Origin of the sequence: Pseudomonas kulmbachensis (assembly GCF_963681935.1) — a bacterium.
GTDB classification, from domain to species: Bacteria; Pseudomonadota; Gammaproteobacteria; order Pseudomonadales; family Pseudomonadaceae; genus Aquipseudomonas; species Aquipseudomonas kulmbachensis.
This window is the reverse complement of sequence record NZ_OY817088.1, coordinates 1,051,364-1,071,587: the sequence shown is the minus strand read 5'-3', so window position 1 is coordinate 1,071,587 and position 20,224 is coordinate 1,051,364. Positions and strand designations below refer to the sequence as shown.

At 52.8% G+C, this 20,224-nt stretch carries 14 protein-coding genes and 1 pseudogene; 7 read left to right on the top strand and 8 right to left on the bottom strand.

What is annotated here, in order from left to right:
- Positions 1–59 precede the first annotated feature (59 nt).
- The 3 genes from U5A05_RS05090 to lldD all read right to left on the bottom strand — a co-directional run bounded on the left by U5A05_RS05090 (position 60) and on the right by lldD (position 3,704).
- Entirely contained in the window at positions 60–716 is a 657-nt protein-coding gene (locus U5A05_RS05090) for a serine protease (RefSeq protein WP_321835875.1), read from the bottom strand.
- Positions 717–1,522: 806 nt separating this feature from the next.
- Positions 1,523–2,551: an FUSC family protein gene (locus U5A05_RS05085; RefSeq protein ID WP_003443292.1), complete on the bottom strand. Its 1,029-nt coding sequence runs from the start codon at positions 2,549–2,551 to the stop codon at positions 1,523–1,525.
- A 13-nt stretch (positions 2,552–2,564) separates the two neighbouring features.
- On the bottom strand, positions 2,565–3,704 hold the full coding sequence (gene lldD, locus U5A05_RS05080) for an FMN-dependent L-lactate dehydrogenase LldD (RefSeq protein WP_003443295.1): 1,140 nt from the start codon (positions 3,702–3,704) through the stop codon (positions 2,565–2,567).
- 132 nt (positions 3,705–3,836) lie between these two features.
- On the opposite strand from lldD, the gene U5A05_RS05075 reads away from it, so the two are divergent.
- The gene (locus U5A05_RS05075; protein ID WP_010655639.1) at positions 3,837–4,712 is read left to right on the top strand and encodes a LysR family transcriptional regulator; all 876 of its coding nucleotides are present in this window, start codon (positions 3,837–3,839) and stop codon (positions 4,710–4,712) included.
- A gap of 1,147 nt (positions 4,713–5,859) precedes the next feature.
- Here U5A05_RS05075 and U5A05_RS05070 read toward each other — a convergent pair.
- Positions 5,860–10,739: pseudogene (locus U5A05_RS05070) on the bottom strand (DEAD/DEAH box helicase).
- A gap of 101 nt (positions 10,740–10,840) precedes the next feature.
- Positions 10,841–11,215 (bottom strand): plasmid mobilization protein, encoded by a 375-nt coding sequence (locus U5A05_RS05065; RefSeq protein ID WP_095036014.1) that lies wholly within the window; start codon positions 11,213–11,215, stop codon positions 10,841–10,843.
- Positions 11,216–11,588: 373 nt separating this feature from the next.
- Between U5A05_RS05065 and U5A05_RS24245 the strand changes: the two genes are divergently transcribed.
- From U5A05_RS24245 to U5A05_RS05045, 5 genes are all read left to right on the top strand, one after another.
- Positions 11,589–11,822 (top strand): TraK family protein, encoded by a 234-nt coding sequence (locus U5A05_RS24245; protein WP_003443306.1) that lies wholly within the window; start codon positions 11,589–11,591, stop codon positions 11,820–11,822.
- Positions 11,819–12,559: a P-type conjugative transfer protein TrbJ gene (gene trbJ / locus U5A05_RS05060; protein WP_003443308.1), complete on the top strand. Its 741-nt coding sequence runs from the start codon at positions 11,819–11,821 to the stop codon at positions 12,557–12,559. Before U5A05_RS24245 ends, trbJ begins: the two co-directional genes overlap by 4 nt.
- A 195-nt stretch (positions 12,560–12,754) precedes the next feature.
- Positions 12,755–14,428, top strand: coding sequence for a P-type conjugative transfer protein TrbL (trbL, locus tag U5A05_RS05055; protein WP_003443313.1), 1,674 nt, complete (start codon positions 12,755–12,757; stop codon positions 14,426–14,428).
- Entirely contained in the window at positions 14,425–14,739 is a 315-nt protein-coding gene (locus U5A05_RS05050; protein ID WP_047282256.1) for a hypothetical protein, read from the top strand. Before trbL ends, U5A05_RS05050 begins: the two co-directional genes overlap by 4 nt.
- Before the next feature lie 719 nt (positions 14,740–15,458).
- Positions 15,459–16,436 carry an IS5 family transposase gene (locus tag U5A05_RS05045; RefSeq protein ID WP_106117532.1) on the top strand — a complete coding sequence of 326 codons (978 nt, stop codon included), beginning with the start codon at positions 15,459–15,461 and terminating at the stop codon, positions 16,434–16,436.
- Between the two features lie 153 nt (positions 16,437–16,589).
- Here the strand turns inward: U5A05_RS05045 and U5A05_RS05040 are convergent, their stop codons facing one another.
- Together U5A05_RS05040 and U5A05_RS05035 are read right to left on the bottom strand one after the other, a co-directional pair.
- The gene (locus tag U5A05_RS05040; RefSeq protein WP_003443324.1) at positions 16,590–17,702 is read right to left on the bottom strand and encodes a replication initiator protein A; all 1,113 of its coding nucleotides are present in this window, start codon (positions 17,700–17,702) and stop codon (positions 16,590–16,592) included.
- Between the two features lie 108 nt (positions 17,703–17,810).
- Positions 17,811–18,038 carry a helix-turn-helix transcriptional regulator gene (locus U5A05_RS05035; RefSeq protein WP_003443325.1) on the bottom strand — a complete coding sequence of 76 codons (228 nt, stop codon included), beginning with the start codon at positions 18,036–18,038 and terminating at the stop codon, positions 17,811–17,813.
- A gap of 109 nt (positions 18,039–18,147) precedes the next feature.
- Between U5A05_RS05035 and U5A05_RS05030 the strand changes: the two genes are divergently transcribed.
- Positions 18,148–18,978, top strand: coding sequence for a helix-turn-helix domain-containing protein (locus tag U5A05_RS05030; protein WP_003443326.1), 831 nt, complete (start codon positions 18,148–18,150; stop codon positions 18,976–18,978).
- A gap of 23 nt (positions 18,979–19,001) precedes the next feature.
- Here the strand turns inward: U5A05_RS05030 and U5A05_RS05025 are convergent, their stop codons facing one another.
- Positions 19,002–20,219, bottom strand: a complete 1,218-nt coding sequence (locus U5A05_RS05025) for a tyrosine-type recombinase/integrase (RefSeq protein WP_003443327.1) — start codon at positions 20,217–20,219, stop codon at positions 19,002–19,004.
- Positions 20,220–20,224 lie beyond the last annotated feature (5 nt).

The window sequence follows — 20,224 nt, the reverse complement described above, 5'->3', positions numbered from 1 at the left end:
CCCCCTGAGTCCAACACTCTGCCGAAGAGCGGGTGCAAGGGGTTTAACATGGCCGCGCGTTACTTCGTGGTGCACTTCGTGTCGGGCGGAAAGTCCAGATGTGCCACATGAATATCCCACTCGCGTTTAATGATCGTGTAAGGGATAAATATGCTGACCCTCAACGCCCCCTTCAAGCCCGGCTGAGTGATCTTTTCATTCATTGAAGTCGAGTAGAAACCGGTATTGATACCGATAACCTTACCGTCACTGCCAATGACCGGCCCACCCGACATGCCCACGACCAGCGGGGCATCATGAATGGCATAATGATCACCGCTCTCCTCTGCAGTATCCAGAAAGGGAGTTTCATAGACTTTGCCAACCCCGGTAGTGGTCACCAGGTAAGGGCTGGTTCCCACAGCCGTTATATTTTCTCCCGTACGTCGTGGGCGCCATGATGGGCAACGACCCTTGGCCTTTTTATGAATAAAGACGAGATCGCAGTTTGTGCTGCAAACGTGTTTCACGTCGGTAATGAAAGGGGTGTGGCGGACAGTGACGGCGTAGTCATCATTCCATTGCACGGCCGATGCCATATATAGAAGCGGCGCAGGGAAGCCCGAAAAAACTGTAAAGTATGAATCACTATGGGGGCCCGCCAAGTCGGGCTGTACGATTCCGTTGCATCCTGCAATGACAACTCCTATAAAAAAGTAGACCATGATCTTGATCATGATTTTTCACCAATTTAATAGGGCGAGCATGACTGTTTTGTTGTTGTCAGCTTTTTGTATTTGTCAAAGTGCAGTGCTCCAAAACAATTACGCTGATTGACCGTTAAATAACTTATGGCTCAGTTTTTAATCACCCGTATGAATCAATCGAACTAGGTTCAATTGCCTTTTTAGCAATTTGTATACATCAAATAATTGGCGCCGTAAAAACACCGAAATTAATTAAAGACGTGGGCATTTCCACGACTGCTGTGCAGCCTGACTGCGCGCTTCAGCGATAATACTTCAAGCGTGGGAGCGAGCCTGCTCGCGAAGAACATTCACGAGCAGGCTCGCTCCCACAAGGGGCTTGACCTGGAACAGAGTATCTACGGGATTTTCGGGCGGCTTAAACAAAAAAGGCGGTCAACACAGGGTGTTGACCGCCTTTTTAAATCAAGCCGGTTGCCCGGCCAGACTTATTCCCACTCTATTATCAACAAGCGCAATAAAACCTTTAAAAGCAGATAACTATCAAACAAAACAAAAGGCATACCATGAAAAGAACCATTCCCGAACGACGCTCTAGATGCTCAGCCCTCCCGCCTCTCATCGCATGACAAGCACCTGTAGAGGGGGTATAGCGCTCTTTGATAGGGCGCACGTGACTACGGCACGATCAGGGCCTACAAACATCCGAGTCAAACCATGAGGAAGAACGCCATGTTCACGCGGAGCCTATTACTGAGTTTTTGCGCGGTGTTACTGGTTGGCTGCACGGGAAGGGGCTTTCAAACCGGCGGTCTAGGAAACACTCCCCTAGTCCTCTACGGCTCAGCCGTTTGCCAGCGAGGAAAAATCACAAGCGAAGCGATGATCGCTAAAAGTGCACCACCGGTGCTGTAGAGCATTCGTAGAAATACCAAATCCAGCTCCGATCCTCCTGACTGGCCAACCTGCGCGACCAGTATGAAATGTGGAGTGAGGAACATCAAATAGCTGATGTGGCTCACAGAGCGCCCTGCCAGGGTGCCAATAGAAACAGGCAGTATCAGTGCAGCCAACAAAAACGGATCATGGATTGCGTAACCAAGAACGGCAGCAATGGCTCCCCCTAAGAAGGTGCCGCCGACTCGCTCCAGAGACATCCTCAACGTTGAATGCATGTAGGGCTGCATGATCAGAAACACCGTAAGGGTCATCCAGTATCCGTAATGCAACGACCACAATTGAACCAACCAAACTGACAGTGCTCCCGACAGCGCAACGCGAAGCCCATGCAGAAAGAAGTTAGATTTCGGTGTGAAATTTGTTCTGAGTGCCGACCATAAAACTGGCCGCTTTGCAGCATCAGGCTGGTCGTACTGACACCATTGGAACAGCAATGCGGAGCCTGTAGCCCATAGGCTGCCATATAGAAAGTAACGTGCATAAGCAAATCCCTGGGCAAAGTCCTTTGCCGGGAATGCAGTGGATACCGCAAATGCCGTCGCTGTCAGCAAAGCGGGAATGCTAATGCGCGCGCCGCAAACCTGGGCGTAAGCGCCAGCAAACGCAAAGAGGGCCGACAGTGCTATAGCCAGTTGCGGCCATACCATCGTCCAAGCACCTAGCCCTGACGCCACGGCGCCGGTGATGCCGAAAACCAGGCCGAAGATACAACCCTTTGGGGACTTATCGCTCGGAATCGACAGATAGCTCCAGAATGCGGCAATCGCTGACCAACAGAACAAGGGGTTGTGTAAGCGAGCCGCGAGGAGCGCCGGCACAGTACAGACAACACCACCACACACTACGTAGCCAATCGGTACATTGCGTACCGCTTCCAACATCTTAACGGTCAGTGATTGCGACATGATCGAACCTTCATTACTCAACTGGAACCAATGCGGTTCGATCGATCTTGTCAATCGAGGTAACACCAGTGAGCGTCATTGCCACGCGCATTTCTTGCGAGAAGATATCCAGCATATTCTCTACCCCGTGCTGTCCGTCGGCGGCCAGAGCGTAAACCGTCGAGCGCCCCAGCAGGCATGCCTTGGCGCCTAAGGCGAGCATGCGCACAACATCCAGCCCGGAACGAATGCCAGAGTCCACCAGCACCGTCAGGTCATCACCCACTACTTCGGCGATGGGAGGCAAAGCCCTAGCGGTGGACAGCACACCGTCCAATTGGCGACCGCCGTGGTTGGAGACCACGATGCCATCAGCGCCGAAACTTACTGCGTCCTTGGCGTCCTGTGGATCAAGGATGCCCTTGATAATCATCGGGCCCTTCCAAAACTCGCGGATCCATTCCAGGTCCTTCCAGCTGATAGAGGGGTCGAAGTTATTGCCTAACCAGCCAACATAATCTTCCAGGGTGGTGGCTTTGCCCAGGTACTTGGAGATGTTGCCCAAATCATGCGGACGACCGAGGATACCGACATTAAACGCCCAATCCGGCCTAGTGGTGGCTTGCAGGATGCGCCGTGAAGCTGCGAGTGGCCCAGACATGCCCGAGTGGGCATCACGGTAACGAGCGCCTGGCGTCGGCATGTCTACGGTGAACACCAGCGTGGTAACGCCGGCTGCTTGAGCACGCTCTAGGGCATTACGCATAAATCCGCGATCCTTGAGCACATAGAGTTGAAACCAGATCGATTGCGAACTCTGGGAACTAACCTCTTCAATCGAGCAGACCGATACTGTGGACAGGCAAAAGGGAATGCCTTTCGTGGCCGCAGCCTTGGCCGCTTGTACTTCACCACGACGGGCATACATACCGGTCAGTCCGACGGGGCTGAGGATGATCGGCAGACTCTGTTCCTTTCCAAAGAGCGTCGTCTTGAGACTCAAACTGTCAACATTTCTCAAGATGCGTTGACGCAAGCTGATGCTGGCGAGGTCAGCGCTATTGGCACGCATTGTGTGTTCGGCATAGGCGCCGCCGTCGATGTAGTCGAACAGAAATCGCGGCAATTTGCGTCTCGCGGCTTCTCGATAGTCGGATGCCGATGAAATAATCATTATCTACAACTCCTAGGTCTCTAGAAAATTTCAGCGACGTAGGACGTTGCTGAGTGAATTTCACGATAAGGGATTGTTGAGTATGATAAAAATAACTTTTTCTACTCGAATTGAGTCGCTATTGGAATACACATGAATCTCAGAACGCTGCGGGTGTTTGTAGAAGTGGTGCGCCAGGGAGGTTTCTCCCAAGCTGCGGAGGTTGTGTCTTTGACTCAGTCCTCAGTCAGCAAGGCAGTCAGGACGCTCGAGGATGAGCTAGGTACGCCACTGCTGAACCGTATCGGCCATAAAAGCGAGTTGACGGCCGCAGGTGAGATTGCCTATCGGCGCGCACTGGTATTACTCGCAGAGCGGAACGATCTGATCGCAGAGATCAATGAACTGCGCGACCTGAAGGGCGGTACGCTGCGGATCGGCTTGCCGCCTGTAGGCTCCGGGGTATTGTTCGCTGAGATGTTTGCTACTTATCGCAGCCGCTATCCGATGGTGAATATAGAACTGATAGAGCACGGTAGTAAGAAACTGTGTGAGTGCCTGGAGGCCGGAGAGGTGGACTTGGCAGCACTACTGATTCCGATCGATGAAACTTTCGCTTATCAGGAAGTGCGCAACGAGCCTTTAGTGGTTGTGCTGCCTAGCGCCCATTCGCTTTCGCGACGCAAGCGAATGAACTTCAGTGATCTGGCGGATTCGCCATTCATCCTCTTTGATGAGGGGTTTGCGCTTAACGCATTAATTATGGCCGCTTGTGATCGAAGAGGGATTGTGCCCCGGGTGACGGCCCGCAGCGGGCAGATTGATTTCATCGCCGACCTGGTAGCTGCAGGTTTAGGGGTGGCATTTTTACCGCGAATGCTTGCGCAAAAACATAAACATGCGGGCATCGCTCTAGTACCTCTTGAAGAGCCACACACGGATTGGAATATTGCACTCGCTTGGCGTGCCGGTGCGCATTTGCCTCCGGCTGCAATGGCTTGGTTAGATCTGGCCAAAGAGCTGAGATAGTGCAATGGCTTTTGCTCGGATATCCAAGCGCTGGTAGTCAATAAAAACACCGGCCTACCTGGTGAAGGGGTCGGGTGGTTTTTAGTTAAGGAAGAAGAGTTCGCTACTCTGCCCCGCCATCAGAAGCAGGTAATTGTCAAAGCCGAACTCAATCACGTTTTTACGTTTCCACAATGGGACAAGGTCCTAAAAACTTTAGACCTTGAACTGACCGAAACCGATTTCTCGCACGCTCTTGAGTTGGCTTGTCAAATCGCCGGAGGAGGTGAAAGCGAGCACCATAAGAAATTAAAGGATTTCGTAGCACACAACCCCCTCTCAATCTCTTCGGTCCCCGATATCACTAGAGGCCTGTTCCAGTGCGTAAAATACCGGACTGTGATGGAGGCAGTACTACTTGCGCATTCGCAGATAAAGGATGTCCGCGCACTACTAGTATTGGAGTCTAAATTTCCTGCTTCCCGACTGCCATTAAAAACCTTCTTGGTGTTGAAGTCATTGACCTTGTCACCCGCGAATAACCCGCGAATAACCATGACATCTTATCGCATGACGAGTGCCTTTAAGATGGAGTTAGAAAACAGCGCCAACTTACGAGGCATATATGACTACACTGCGATCAAACTCCGCAGATAAGCGCTCATGAATTTAGCAACCAGGTACTCACACCGGTTTAGGCTAACCAAAATCAAGCCAACGCTGGGCACAGCTCACAACAATGGGAATACTCGCCTCACTACAGACTTGCAAAAATAAGGCCCGCAATTCGCGGGCCCTATATACATCAGAAAACGACTAAGTTCGCATATACCAACTTCAGGCTAACTCCCACTCTATTATCAATCGACCAATAAACGCCTTATAAAACAATACATTCAGACATAACAAAATGAAAAAACCATGGAAAATGCCATACAGAGTCAAACCCCGCTCAAGAAGCAGGGTTAGCCTCTCTCGTAGCAAAAGCTGCCGATAGCTGCCGTTCCAGGATGACCAACTCACCCGCATTACCATAACGAACAACCTCGGCTAGCAGTTCCGCCGCATATGACGGATCAGCCTGGAAAAGCTCTGCCATTGCCTCATCGTGACTACGGTCTTTCATCGCTACCTCTGCATTCTGCTCGGCGCATCACACGCTCAATGGTCAGATATCGAGAGCCGGTAAACCGTTCACGATGTCCTGGGTTCTCTGGCTCACGGTCACTACTCGCTGGAACAACTCTAGCGGGTACTTGGGATTACCCATAGTCTCGACAGCCCAATCATTCGCATCATTGACGATTCCACTGGCCTTGTCGGTACGCACCGCCTGGCGTTCCATCACCCATTCCAGTGCGGCCTTGCCGTTCACCACATAGTCCCAGGCCGCCTCGGGGATGCCCTTGAGGGTGATGCGCTGGTTATAGATGACCGTGCTCTTGTCGCCCTTCTTGGCGAACTTCATTTTCTCCACATGGTAGTCGGCATTGGTGAGCGGAGCCTTGGCTTCGATGGTCAGTGGATACGGCTCGACAGTTTCGTAGTCCAGATGGAGCTCAGCCAATGTGCGGCCAGCCTTGCTGAAAGCCCAGAAGTCGGCGGCCTTCTTCACTGCCGGAATGCGTGGCAGTTCCTTACTCAGATTGTCTGCATAGCGTTGCCGGTAGTCCGACGAATGAAGGATGCCGTAAACGTAGTAGAACAGGTCTTCTTTGCTAAGCGATTCGCCGGGATAGGCGCTCTGGAAATGCGCCAAACCCACGTCGGTGACAGCATCACGGCGGCGCAGGCCGCCTTCAAGCGGCTCGCCAAAAAGGTCGTCATCTGAGGCCTGAGCTGCTTCGTCATATAGGTAGAGAGGGAAACACTGAGTACCACCATCACCGACGAACTTTAGATTCACGACAGACGCTGCAATCATCACACTGAACCCAACGGTGCCGCCGGATGAAGGAACGCAAATAACGCTATTATTCGCAGATTCATTTGGAAAAATTTTCGGCATTTGCAGCACCATCTCATTGAGGTCCCTGCTGAAGTACAGCCACTGCCTTGAGAAGGGCTTGATTACGCTCCGGGCAATAAGCTCCGGGGCGAACTGATATCGCTTATTTAGAGCAACAGCTTGCTTAAGACCCCGAGACCAACTAATACGAGCCGGATTGGTATCAATAAATTCATCTACCTTCTTCTGCCGAGCCTTTGTATCCAACTCTTTATTAACTAGATTAAAACTCTCAGACTCAGCATTATAAAATCCAATCATATTACTCATGTTGGTCGCCAGCTTTTTCGAGCTGGAGTTATAAGCCCAGGCATCGCGATTAGTTACCACCCCGAGCGAGAAATTCTCGAATAGCTTAGGTGCATCGCCCTTCTTGTCACCTAATACAATGAACTGACTGAAACTGTTATCACGTTGCTTTAGCCAATCGCCGTGTTCATCGGGATTGATTTGCTGCCATTGCGGAATACCTGCCACGCTGACGTAGCTACCGATTTTCTCCAGTTTCTCTTCGCGACTCAGGTAATCCCCAATATCATGAAAGTAAATCTGTCCAGAGGCCTGTGAGCTAGGATTCTTTACCAATATTGATATGGCAATGGGTGCACGACTGCCACTGCCAAAAATCTTGCCGCCTTCCTTGCGCGAGATTTCACCACTGGTGCGCTGATTACCACGCAGATGAAATACATAAAGACTGGAGAACTCATCTGCTAGGCACTTACGCAAACCATCTGCGGTATTAGCCTCGAGAAAGCCCGCATTGGTGACAAATCCGATAATACCTGCATCACCAACCCGGTCACTAGCCCAACGAATTGCCCGGATATAGCTATCGTACATCCCTTTGGACAGGATTGCTTCAGAGCGCGCAACGTAGCTTTCTTCGATGCGCTTATCCAAAGAAGGATAACTAACGTTCTGGTTATTGTCGTTCTGGCTACCTTGACCAATTGAATACGGCGGATTCCCTACAATTACCCTAATATCCAGTGCTTTCTGCCGCTTGCGCCGGGCGCTATTGTCCTCCAGCAGTACATCTACCAGATCGTCCTTCTCATACATTTGGAAGGTGTCGGTCAAGCAGATACCTTCAAACGGTGTGTAGTCGGCTAAAACTTCGCTGTGGTAGGCCGCCTCGATATTGATCGCGGCAATGTAATAGGCCAGCAGTACAAGTTCGTTGGCGTGTATTTCATGCCGGTATTTGTGTGGCAGCTCATCCGACTTGATCAAACCCGACTGGATCAGGCGAGTAATGAAAGTGCCGGTGCCGGTGAACGGATCGATGATATGGACACCCTTACTACCAAGGGTTTGGCCAAACTCCTGTTGCAGCAGGTGGTTGACGCTGTGGAGGATGAAATCCACCACTTCGACCGGGGTGTAGACGATGCCCAACCGCTCGGTCATTTTTGGGAACGCGTTGCGGAAGAACTTGTCATATAGCTCGACGATGATTTTCTGTTTGCCCTGAGCGCTGTCGATACCCGCTGCGCGCTGACGCACACTGGCATAGAACTTCTCTAGGGTATCCGCTTCCTTGGCCAGGTGGTGCTCGTGGAGTGCATCAAGAACGCCTTGCATGGCCTTTGACATTGGGTTGTGGCTGGCAAAGCTGTACTCATCAAACAATGCGTCGAAAACTGGCTTGGTAACCAGATGCTGAGCGAGCATTTCGACAATCTCGCCATCAGTGATGCTGTCATTGAGGTCGTCGCGTAGCTCGGCGGCGAACGCTTCGAAAGTGGCTTTTTCGTTGGTGTATTCCGGGTTCTCCAGAATGCCCTGAATACGGTCGATGTGGGTATGGGCGATCTTGGCAATGTCGTTGGCCCAGTCTTCCCAGTGGTGGCGGTTGCCGCACTTCTCGACGATCTTGGCGTAGATGGCCTTCTCGATTTCGCCTACTTCGTAGGTCAGTTCGGCCTGTTGAGTCATCTGGCCGGGAGCATCATGGTTCTTGCTGCCGATGCCGTACTGGCCTTTACCTGCCTTGCCGTTACTCGTGCCAGTGGCTTTCTTGGCCTTTTTCTCAGCCTTGTCGGTGATGGCGATGACTTCCATTTTGCGCGGGTCTGAGCCAATCAGATCGAGCTTGTTGACCATGGCGTCGAAGCTGTCGTCGTGCGAGCGTAGCGCCTGGAGCACCTGCCAGACCACCTTGTAGGTCTGGTTGTCGTTGAGCGCTTCGTGAGGCTCCATGCCGGCCGGGATAACCACCGGCAACACCACATAGCCACGCTTCTTACCCGGCGCGTTGCGCATCACCCGGCCAACGGACTGCACCACATCAACCTGGGAGTTACGCGGGGTGAGGAACAGAACCGCGTCCAATGCCGGCACATCCACGCCCTCAGAAAGGCAGCGCACGTTGCTGAGAATACGGCAAGTATTGGCAGGTGCTTCAGCCTTCAGCCATTTCAGCTTGGCTTCCTTCTGGCTGGCATTCATGCCGCCATCAACGTGCTCGGCCTCGCAGGTCAGACGCGCAGCCTCGTCGATCTCCTCGGACTCCTGATAAGCCTCTACGACCGACTGGAACATGTCGGCAATGTTGACGGAGCTGACCTTGTGCTTGGTGCCCTTGTAATTGGGCGAGATGACCTGGCAGAACGCGACCGCACGCTTCATCGGCTCATCATCACCGAGTAGCTGCTCATGCAGGCCCTGCTTGGCCAACGCCTTCCAGCAGCCGACGATCTTGGCCGCGTCATCTACTTTGAGCTGGTTGTTCTCGTCCTTCAGCATGTCTTGAAGGCGGCGACTGATAGTGCTCTCCTCGACGGTGAGTACCAGCACCTTGTAATCGGTGAGCAGGCCACGCTGGACAGCCTCGGAGAAGTTGATGACGAACAACTCCTTGCCGTACAGGGCTTCGTCATCCATCGAGCAAAGCGTGACTTCGCCGGATTCAGCCTTGACCTTGGCAGTGTCACCGTAGATGCGTGGCGTGGCTGTCATATACAAGCGCTTGGCAGCGCGAATATCGGCACCATCGTGAATCCGTACGAAATTGCTTTCGTCGTCGTCACCGAAGGTCGCGCCAGTGGTGCGGTGGGCTTCGTCGCAGATCACCAAATCGAAGTCAGCCAAGCCATGCTCATGCTGAGCACGGCTGATCACGTCGATTGAGTGATAGGTGGAGAACACCACGCTCATGTGCTCCGCGTCATGACGCTTGAGCATTTCCGCAGCCAGACGATCCGCCTTGGTGGTGGCCGGGTAGCGCAGCTCGTGGGTGAACACCTGAACCGCGTCATCCTCGGCCTTGCGCTTCTTGCCTACGTCACTGTCAGAGCAGACTGCGAAGCTGTGCAGCGGGGTTTCAGTTTCCTGCGTCCACTCCGTTAGTGTCTGCGACAGCAGGGACAAGCTAGGCACCAAAAACAGCACACGCTGCCCTTACCAGCTAGGCGCTCAGCAATCTTCAAGCTAGTAAAGGTTTTGCCAGTGCCGCAAGCCATGATCAGCTTGCCGCGCTCAGCATCCTTGAGGCCTGCGGCTACAGCATTCAATGCTGTCTGCTGGTGCTCACGCAGTTGCTTCTTGGATTTGAGTGCGACCGCTTTGCTGGACTGGTACTTGGCCCAGTCAATCTGGCTGTCTTCCAAGGCTTGCAGATCGATCTTGCTGACCGGAGGCTGTTGGCCCTGCAAGGCATCCTCGGCGTGCTCGCTCCAGTTGTTGGTGGTGGTAACGATGATGCGGTGCGAGAACGGCGCTTTGCCCGAGGCGGTGAAGAAACTGTCGATGTCCTTCTTCTGGACTTTGTAGTCCTCGGCGAACAGCTTGCACTGGATGGCGTGATACTCGCCGGTGCCCTGGGTACGAGCCACAAGATCAATGCCTGCATCCTTACCACTCAAGCCCTGCTCCTTGGCCCAGTCGGCATACGTCCATACTTGATCGTACAGATCGCGGTAGGTCGCTTCATTGCGCAAGTAAACGCAGATCAGTTCCTCAAAGTAGGTGCCCTTCTCGCGCTCGGTGACAGAGGCAGAACGATAAGAATCCAAAAGCGCAGCAAGAGCCGACATGTGCATTTCCTTTCAAAGCGGCTAACGGGAAAAATGCGCAATTCTAGCAACTTTCAGCACTGAATTGGATTGCACAATCCAAAGAGTTTCGGCGTCAAGCCCTACGCTTTTCTAACAAAAACGACAGCGCTCATCTTTTCCCGAACACCCGCCTGCAGCTCTCGAAACTCGACCATCATCCGCTCGATCTCGACCGAGCTTGCTCCCTGCCCGTTTTTCTCCAAAAGCCACAGCTTCAACAAACCGGCAACCCGCCCCAAGTCGCCGTTAATTCTGCAAAGATCAGCCACCGCTTTCAGATCGACGACCGAGCGAATGGGTGTATTCAGACCCAATGCTCGGAGGTAACCGGAGCGGGACATACCAGCCTCTTCGGCACGCTCACTGATGGTCGCCTTTTCCTCATCTGTAACCCACACCTCTATCGGCTTTCCGCGCCGTCGAGGCTGGGCTTTTCCTTTGGTGTCCTCTGTCATTGCTTCTGCTCCTGTTGTTGCTTTTCGCTCTTAGACGAGGCAGCGGCGGCGGGCCTCGCAGAGCAAGATACCGTTGAGCCGCAGGCGAATAAGGGGCGGTGTTGGATGGGTTCGGGCTTGCCCGTACCCGTACAACACACATCTTGCCATACTGTTGTAAGCGATTTAATGCGATTTAAAACTAAAAACTCATCAATCGCTTTGAATTTCGCTAAATCGCATACAGTCGCATTGAATTGCCTAGAGTTGCCTTAAACTTCCTTGAGCTGCATACAATCACGCTAAATTTCATTAATTTTAGCTGCGCAGTTATTGTATGTTTCCCTAGGCTTTTATCCGTGCTAAAACCAATAGGAACAAACGGAGAAAGTCGATGCAAAGTAATAGTCTAAAGCCTATCAAAAGAAGAGCTGGCCGTGCTGAGTTCTTCTCGATCAGGAAGGAGTTAGAAACGAAAATACTGCTCGGCCACCCCCTTACTCGGCTCTACACCGAATACGCTGATCGATTTAGCTTTGGATATGTGCAGTTCACACGTTACGTCGCTCGCTATTGCAAGCAATCGCGTTCATTTATCATGACAGGCTCGCATTGGAGACAAAAATGATAAATGGATGGAGATTATTAATAACAGTTTTTACTTTGCTTTTTACATGGCAGAACGCCTTTGCTATCTACTGCACAAACTGCTCTACATTCTATCAACAGATGTTCGAGTACGCAGAAGCAGTCAATACGGCGTTGAACACTGCAGAGCAGCTTTCGACACAAGTTCAGCAATACAACAATATGGTCACGCAGGGGACTCCGTTGCCAAACAGCATGTTTGGCCGGATCACCCAAGACATGCAGCGTGTAACAAGCATCTACAACAGGGCGCAGTCATTAGGCCGCAATGTGGCGAATCTCGATTCGCAATTCAATACGCAGTTTCCCGGGTATGAGGCGTATTTGCAGAAATTTCTCCAGTCGAGCAGTAAGGCGACTGACGTAATGCCGGATCGCTACGAAAAATGGTCGGCGCAAGGCTTTGATAACGCAAAAAGAGCTATGCAGGCAGCAGGCATGAATACCAGCACATTTGAGACGGAAGATGCACACTTGGAACAACTGGTGAACCGTTCGCAGTCATCATCGGGTCGGATGCAGGCCATCCAAGCTGGGAACGAGATTGCCGCTTCAAACGTGCAGCAGCTTCAGAAACTGCGCGACTTGGTGGCGACTCAAATTACCCTGCAGGGCAATTACATAGCCCAAGAAACCGCGCGTCAGTCGGTCGGCGACGCCGCCTCCGAGCAATTCAACAAGCGCCCAAATACTCGCGGCGGCGCGAAGGGGTACTGACTATGAAGTTCTCTAAATGGCTTCTTATTGTGCTGTGTGTAGCATCTGGACTTGGAGGGGCAGCTCTGGTCGGCATCATATGTTCCATCTCTAATGACCGCATAGTGGTTACCGAAAAGATCAACCAGTCTCATGCCGCCGACAAACAATTCAATGAGCGCCCGAACAGTCGCGGTGGCGCCAAGGGGTACTGACATGCGCGTACCTATGATTGCTGGCTGCAGCGGACTATTTCTAATGCTGCTTGCAGGGAGTGCAGCTGCAGGAGTCGATCTAGCCCAAAGCGACACCTCAATGCAGGGCTTGCTGGACATGATTCTTGAGGCTTCTAACGAATGGGCCCCTCGCCTTCATGGCTATGCGGTGAACCTATTTTGGAGTCTGGCACTCATCCAGTTTGTGTGGACATTCTTCCCGATGGTATTCAAACAAGTCGACTTCGGCGAGCTAGTTGGCGAGCTAATCCGCTTCATCATGGTCATCGGTTTTTTCCTGATACTGCTCGATCACTCAACGGAGTGGGCAAGCGCGGTTGTGAACAGTTTCCGACAAGCTGGGGCACATGCAGCAGGCTTGCCAAGCCCTGAGCTAATGCCAGGAGATATGTTTGCGACGGCGGTCGAGTTTTCTCGTGCCATCCTGACCGGAATGAGCGTTTTCAACCCTTCGCAGAGTATCGTCGTTGCCTTGGCTGCCATCCTCGTTCTGATGGCTTTTGCTTTCATCGCGGCATTCATTTTTGTGACATTGGTCGAGGCTTATGTCGTTATCAACGCCTCTGTTCTATTCATGGCTTTCGGCGCATCGCAGTGGACACGGGAATACACGATGGCTGTTATTCGCTACGCAGTTTCCGTGGGTGCCAAGCTATTTATGGTGACGTTGATAGTCGGCTTGATTCTGACTGTCGCGAAGAAGTGGCAGGTTGCTTATACCAATGACGAAGCCTCTCTGATGACCTTGGTGGGGTTATCGCTGGTATGCGCCTACCTGACCAAGACCATTCCCGAACTGATCGCGGGCATGATTAGCGGCGTTTCTTCGGGTGGCGGCGGTGCGATTGGCGGCATGGCCGCGGCTGGTGTAGCTGGTGCAGCAGCCGCGGCGGCTACCATTGCCACGGCAGGCGCATTAGCTCCGGCAGCGGCCAGGGCAATCGGTGCGAGTGGTAGTGGTAGTGGCGCAAGTGTAGCGGCCGCGCCCGGGGGTATTGGCACCGGAGGTCTGGCCAGCGCAATCAACTCCAGCTTTGCCGGTGGTGGTGGCACAGCCAGCACTGGCGCTATTAGCTCGGGCCTCGGGTCCAGCACTGGCGGTAGTTCTGCCGCTAAATCAGCCGGAGCTAAAATCGGCGGTAGCGCCTCTAGTGGCCCTAGCGGCGGCAGCCCACTGACGCAGCCAAGCCAAGGCGTGCAGCAGGCAGCCAAAAAGGCGGCGAAAGCTGCGCTAGGCAACGGCGACGATTCCAAGGGCAAAGCCGCCGCGCAGCCGCAGACGAATCCACAAGAGGATCAGGGCGGCAGTAGTTTGCAATCGACCTTGCAAGCCTCTCAGCAGTACGCAGGAGGTGCGCAAGACAATGGTGGAGGGTTGTCTGCCCATAACGTGGCATCAGCCGCAACCCGAGCAGTTGGACTCATGGCCGCTATGTCTGTGCCCGGTATGGAGGGGACCGCAGGAATTTCGCTGGGCGCCGGTACTCCACAAGCTGTTCCTAACTCAGGTGGTGACAACGTGGACAACGGAGAAGGAAGGGAGCCTGCAAACGTAATACATGGAGCTGACTTGGCCACAGCTGCAGAAACTGAAAGCGGCACCAAAGAAGCGGCTCCGTCGCCTAAGACTCAATCACCGGGTGAACAATCATGATTGCAGACATTCTGTTTGGCTTTTTCATGCTGGGTAGCTTCTTCGTTCTTGGTGTAGGTTTCTGGGCGCTTGGACGACTTCTGCGAGCCAAAGGGCATGGCCCTTTACTAGATACGCTTGACGGACGTTACATCCGCCTACACGCGGAGGTGCAACTGGGGATGGTACCTGTGGGGATAAAGACATTTTCCGACTTGGGCGATCTTCATCTGTTGCCATTCTTTGGTTCCAGACGTCAACGCAAGCACCTCGACGAAATCCGGCTGGACCTGCTTGCTGAACAGCAGAGGCTCAACGAATCCAAGCATTGATGACATGCCCCGCTTTGCGGGGCTTTTTATTCCCGTCTATTACACACCACCAAGACTCTCTAGACCATCTTGTGCGAAGCCCGAGCCAGAAAGTGCGCCCTTGCATTGCCAATGAAATCACTGAATAGATCGAGAGCTCGTCCAGTGTGTTACGTAATAGTCGGTGCTGGCTGCTTGGCTGCCAAATTACCTGAAATCGCTCACATGCTCTCTTTTTGGTGTCCGTCGTTGCTCTCTACGATCTGTCTGGTGGCAGACCTGCCGGAATCTGGTTCGATGATATGGATGTGCGCTACGACGGCCGCAGTCGATCTCAAGCAACAGTTTGTGAGCGTAGGGAACGCTTTTTCATATCAGAGAGGGCAGGTGCTTAGAGGACGGACACTGCCAAAGCAAAATAGGCTTTAAGAGATTTAATAGATTTAAATAAAGATTTAGGAAGAAAAACGGTTTTATTACCCATTGATTTCAATCACTTACAACAATATGCAGTCCCTGATAGACGGTGATGCGCCCCCTAATAGACGGTGGATCAGCCCCTAATGGACGGTGAATGGCCCCCAATAGACGGTCTATCCACAGGAGTACACATTCAAACGGAAAAATGGCCATCTCCGGGCCTTTAGTGTTCTGGAGTACCGTCTATTAGGGAAACTCTGAAAAAGACTTCCAAGTCTGGTGAAATACGCCTGTCCCACGAACTGAACGGTTGAGCCCCGATGAAGCAAATGTCTTTCGCTGATGCCGAGTACGCAGGCAAACGTAAGCAGACCCGCCGTGAGCGTTTCCTGATTGAGATGGATCAGGTCGTGCCCTGGAAAGGCCTGATTACGTTGATCGAGCCGCATTATCCGAAGGGTGAAGGCGGTCGTCCGGCGTATCCGTTGATGGCCATACTGCGGGTTCATCTGATGCAAAACTGGTTCGGCTACAGCGACCCGGCGATGGAAGAGTCCCTCTACGAAACCACGATTCTGCGCCAGTTTGCCGGGCTGCATTTGGATCGGATTCCGGATGAAACCACTATCCTCAACTTCCGCCGGCTGTTGGAAAAACATGAGCTGGCCGGTGGGATTTTGCAGGTCATCAACGGCTATTTGGGCGACCGAGGTTTGCTGCTACGTCAAGGAACTGTGGTCGATGCGACGATCATTCATGCGCCCAGTTCGACCAAGAACAAGGACGGTAAACGCGACCCCGAAATGCACCAGACAAAGAAAGGAAATCAGTACTATTTCGGGATGAAATCGCACATCGGTGTCGATGCTGAATCCGGTCTGGTGCATAGCGTAGTGGGTACGGCGGCGAATGTGGCGGACGTGACTCAGGTCGATCAGTTGCTGCATGGCGAGGAAATTTACGTCTCTGGCGATGCCGGTTACACCGGCGTGGAGAAGCGTGCGGAGCATCAACATCGCCAGATGATCTGGTCGATCGCAGCGCGACCCAGCAGCTATAAGAAGCATGCAAAAAAGAGCCTGATCGGTCGCATGCGCCGCAAAATCGAATACGCGAAAGCCCAAGTCCGGGCCAAGGTTGAGCATCCCTTCCGGGTAATAAAGCGCCAGTTTGGTTATACGAAAGTCCGCTTCCGAGGCTTGGTGAAAAACACCGCGCAGCAGACCACACTGTTTGCCTTATCGAACCTTTGGATGATGCGAAAACGACTATTGAATGCAGGCGAGGTGCGCCTGTGATGTGGACAATGAGCCCTGAAAAGGTGCTCTTCCGCAAAAAATAGTGAACTGACAGGAGGAAAGGTCTGTTTTTCGATTAAGTCGGTGTTTTTTGCACCTCAGACAGCGAGACCGTTAAAAACGGCTGCTTACTTCAGACCTTCCTTAGGGACCTTATTTCAGTATTTTCTTATCTGATCGACGCATCATTACAAGCTGCGGCCCACTCAGGCCAACTTCTTCCACCAAGCCGTACTCGGGTAAATCATCTGTTGCGATGACCTTGCGCAGGTTCTCCGAGAACTTTTTGAGCGTCCCGGTGCTGCCGCTACGCGCATATAGAGTTTTAAATGCCCACTTTGCATCGTCTTTACCTGCGGCACGGCGCGCCAATCGGTAGACAAAACGCCCTATTCCCGATTCGATCAGGAAATAATCAGGGTGCACTGTCAGAATGTCCGGCTTTGCCCCCGAAGTGACTTCCCGATATATCCAGTTAGGTGCCTCAATCTCGACACTGGCCACCTTGCCGGTGTCAGTACGCGAAATTACGCGATAGTGGCTAATCAATCCCTCGGACTCTACCTCCCGCATGCTGCGCTTACCGTTTCGTGGGGAGCTTTCCCGCACGCTTTTGATAGTCGTACCTTTGAGGCGATCTAGAGCACCCTCTACTTCTTTAAATTGGCGGCTTCCGTCGCCCTTCCGGCAGAATTTCAAAATGTCAGACACGTGCGATTTGAACACACGACACGGCTTCTCACCCTTCCCTTCTCGGTAGCGATTCATAGCCTCTGTTAGATAAGAAATCAGCATTAGCACGATGTCATAATCCCAAATTGACGCCATGCCATATGGGCCAGCTGTGACCTCGACGTAACCGTCTGAAAGGTTGTAGCGGCTGATTTCTCCCGCCCGTTTTTTCTGCTTGGATATTCGGAACACAGCCACATCCATCATGCTGCGGCTATCGCGGGCGCTTACTTCGTACCGCGAAGGTACAACGGAATCAGCCTGCCTTTCGTGTTCACGCGGGCAAGGTATCGCCTTTTTAGCTGCAACTGGCGACCTTGGCGTTGGCAGATCCTGGCGTGGAGGCCTCTTTTTTTCTTCGGTACGCAGTCGCTCCTCTATTTCCCTAATCGACTCGCCCGGAAGTGCTGCGGCCTCCAGCTTCTTGCGGTACGCGGCGTGATTTTCTTCGATCCGTGACAACAGACTGCCAACTAGAAGTTGCCCATGGCCGCCGCTAGTCAAGGGATTGGCCCAGCATATGACGCGATGCATGCCAACAGCTCATCCCGCAATCAAGTTCAGATCCATCTACAACCGGCAGCATAAAACTCAGCACAAGCGGTTCATTCCCGGACACCGCCAGTACATCACTCGCCACGGCTAAACCCCCATTCCTGGGCGAATAGCGTGAGTGCCCGACGATTTGCGCGCGTCAATCCATTCTTCGATTTCAGTCAGATCCCACGCAACGTTCCGACTGGTTAGTGCGATACGGCGCGGGAACTCGCCCCGCTGCTCCATGTTGTAGATGGTGCGCTCAGCAAGCGGGATCATCGCGTGCAATTTCTTGCGGTTGATGAGCGTCTTACTCTTTGGCTTGTTCTCCATGAGGTCACTTTCCTTCAGAGTTATCAGATGCTTGACAATGCCTTCTAACGCCAGAATCAGGACGCAAAAAAGTTAGAATTTAGTTGTCATCCAGAGCTATCATCGGGCGATGGGAAAATATGAAAAAGCGTCGAGCACATACGATCCGCTTCTGAAAGTGCTGGTTAGAGAAAGCGATACATCGTCTGATCGCATCCGTGCGAAGTTGAGCAACCACTACGAGTGGTGCTTCTGCGAGCTATGCTGGCGATCTACCGAATATGCGATCAGCATGGCGGCGCCAAAGGTCTTCAAGCGTCTAAAACGCGGAAATATCAAAGCAGTGCCGCTAACAGAATCTATTCGTACAGAAGCCCGGAAAAAAACCGATACCTTGGTGGCTCGCTATGAACGAGCATTGAAGGGAGAGTTCGGCAAGTACGAACCCCCGCGCATGCTGGGGAGATACTGCGACATGCAGGAGTTGCGCGGGGACTTTTCGGTCGCAGCATTCCGTGAGCATGTGGAGCGCCGAATGCTGGTTTCTACTTGGGCACGCCACGGCGAATTACTGCGGCCTTCAGCCCTACCGGCCCATCCCGAGGGCGCAGCGAGACCGAGTAAACTCTACTGTGAAGTTCACAATCCGCGGCGTAGCGATGAAGCTCGCCGCGCTTACCAGCGCGACCGGAGGTTCACACTAGAGTATGAGGATTTAATTGAAAAAATCTGGTCCCAAGGAGCTGCCGTCCTCCCTAGGTGGGATATCGAGACATGGGCAGAAGTCAGGAAAAATGCCTATAACCAGCTCCAGGCACTCAAGTCACCAACAAGCTCAATGGATGATTTGTTAAACCAAGGCATTACGAATCAAGCGGAAATCGCCCGCCAACTTGGCGTATCACGCCAAGCAGTTTCTGCCGCCATCAAGCGACGGGGGCGAAAACAGGCAATGAGATAAAAACGACCGAAGCTCTAACTTGATTATCTGTAACCGTCGCCCGAACGGGGCCGATTGGCTGTCCACTCATCAATCATATCGGCCCAGTCCTGTAACATCGCAGTACGCTGCTCTCGATACTCGGCCTTGTTATAGACAGCCCTAACACCCTTCTGCTCGTGTGCAAGACATTTCTCAATCCAGTCTGAGTTGTAGCCCGCCTCGTGCAGCAGCGTGCTAGCTGTCCGTCTCAAATCATGCGGTCCGAACTTACTCAGCGGCTTCCCTTCTTTCTGCGCGAGCCGATAGCTCAGCGTCAGTACCTGATTGATGGTTGCGGTACTCATTGGCAGATCAGAATCGTACCGGGAAGGAAAGACGTATTCTGAACCACCGGCAAACGTCTTCAACGCGATGAAGAAATCCAGCACCTGCCGAGACAAGAACACCAAATGGGGGTTGCGTCGCTTCATCCGCTCTTTCGGAATGGTCCACAGGGCTTCACTAAAATTGATCTCATCCCAGGTGGCGTTGGTCAGCTCACTTTTTCGAACCATGGTGAGCAACAGCAGTTTAGCCGCCGCTCTCACGGAGGAGGCGGTGCCGATACGGTCCAAGTACTGGTACATCAACGCGATTTCGTCTGGACCCAAAGCGCGGTCACGAGGCTCAAATTTAGCGATGCTCGCAGAACGTACCAGATCGGCCGGGTTCTCGACCTTCTGGCCACGCTCAATCGCCCATCGGAAAACCTGCATTACGATCTCACGGGAGTGCACCGCCGTTGCTGGAGCACCTCGCTCCACGATTGCATCGGTCAGCGCTCGCAGGTCCTCATGGTTGATTTCCACCAGCTTCTGATTACCAAACTTCGGTTTCAGCTCACGCTCATAAACAGAGCGCCGCATATCACGGGTCGAGTCAGCCATCTGATACCCGCGAAGCCATTTCTCGGCCCAGGCATCAAACGTTTCTGCTCCCTTGCTACGTGCCTTGTCACGGGCTTTCTCCTTGGCAGGTGACTTGCCAGCCGCAACCATCTTTTTGGCTTCACCAAGCCGCTCTCGCGCTTCTGCAAGCGTGATTCCACCTACACCATAGCGACCAAACGTGATCGTCTCCTGTCGTCCATTGATGGAGTAGTTGTAGCGAAACGAGATTGCGCCCGCAGCCGTGACAGCTACGTAAAGTCCATCACGGTCGTTCACTTTGTAGAGTTTTTCTTTCGGTTTGAGATTACGTAGCTTGGTATCGGTCAGCATGAGGC

What these genes read in the sequence shown, in the direction of transcription:
- U5A05_RS05090 (WP_321835875.1), bottom strand. Translation starts at nt 716, where the DNA reads ATGATCAAGATCATGGTCTACTTTTTTATAGGAGTTGTCATTGCAGGA.
- U5A05_RS05085 (WP_003443292.1), bottom strand. Translation starts at nt 2,551, where the DNA reads ATGTCGCAATCACTGACCGTTAAGATGTTGGAAGCGGTACGCAATGTA.
- lldD (WP_003443295.1), bottom strand. Translation starts at nt 3,704, where the DNA reads ATGATTATTTCATCGGCATCCGACTATCGAGAAGCCGCGAGACGCAAA.
- U5A05_RS05075 (WP_010655639.1), top strand. Translation starts at nt 3,837, where the DNA reads ATGAATCTCAGAACGCTGCGGGTGTTTGTAGAAGTGGTGCGCCAGGGA.
- U5A05_RS05065 (WP_095036014.1), bottom strand. Translation starts at nt 11,215, where the DNA reads ATGACAGAGGACACCAAAGGAAAAGCCCAGCCTCGACGGCGCGGAAAG.
- U5A05_RS24245 (WP_003443306.1), top strand. Translation starts at nt 11,589, where the DNA reads ATGCAAAGTAATAGTCTAAAGCCTATCAAAAGAAGAGCTGGCCGTGCT.
- trbJ (WP_003443308.1), top strand. Translation starts at nt 11,819, where the DNA reads ATGATAAATGGATGGAGATTATTAATAACAGTTTTTACTTTGCTTTTT.
- trbL (WP_003443313.1), top strand. Translation starts at nt 12,755, where the DNA reads ATGCGCGTACCTATGATTGCTGGCTGCAGCGGACTATTTCTAATGCTG.
- U5A05_RS05050 (WP_047282256.1), top strand. Translation starts at nt 14,425, where the DNA reads ATGATTGCAGACATTCTGTTTGGCTTTTTCATGCTGGGTAGCTTCTTC.
- U5A05_RS05045 (WP_106117532.1), top strand. Translation starts at nt 15,459, where the DNA reads ATGAAGCAAATGTCTTTCGCTGATGCCGAGTACGCAGGCAAACGTAAG.
- U5A05_RS05040 (WP_003443324.1), bottom strand. Translation starts at nt 17,702, where the DNA reads ATGCATCGCGTCATATGCTGGGCCAATCCCTTGACTAGCGGCGGCCAT.
- U5A05_RS05035 (WP_003443325.1), bottom strand. Translation starts at nt 18,038, where the DNA reads ATGGAGAACAAGCCAAAGAGTAAGACGCTCATCAACCGCAAGAAATTG.
- U5A05_RS05030 (WP_003443326.1), top strand. Translation starts at nt 18,148, where the DNA reads ATGGGAAAATATGAAAAAGCGTCGAGCACATACGATCCGCTTCTGAAA.
- U5A05_RS05025 (WP_003443327.1), bottom strand. Translation starts at nt 20,219, where the DNA reads ATGCTGACCGATACCAAGCTACGTAATCTCAAACCGAAAGAAAAACTC.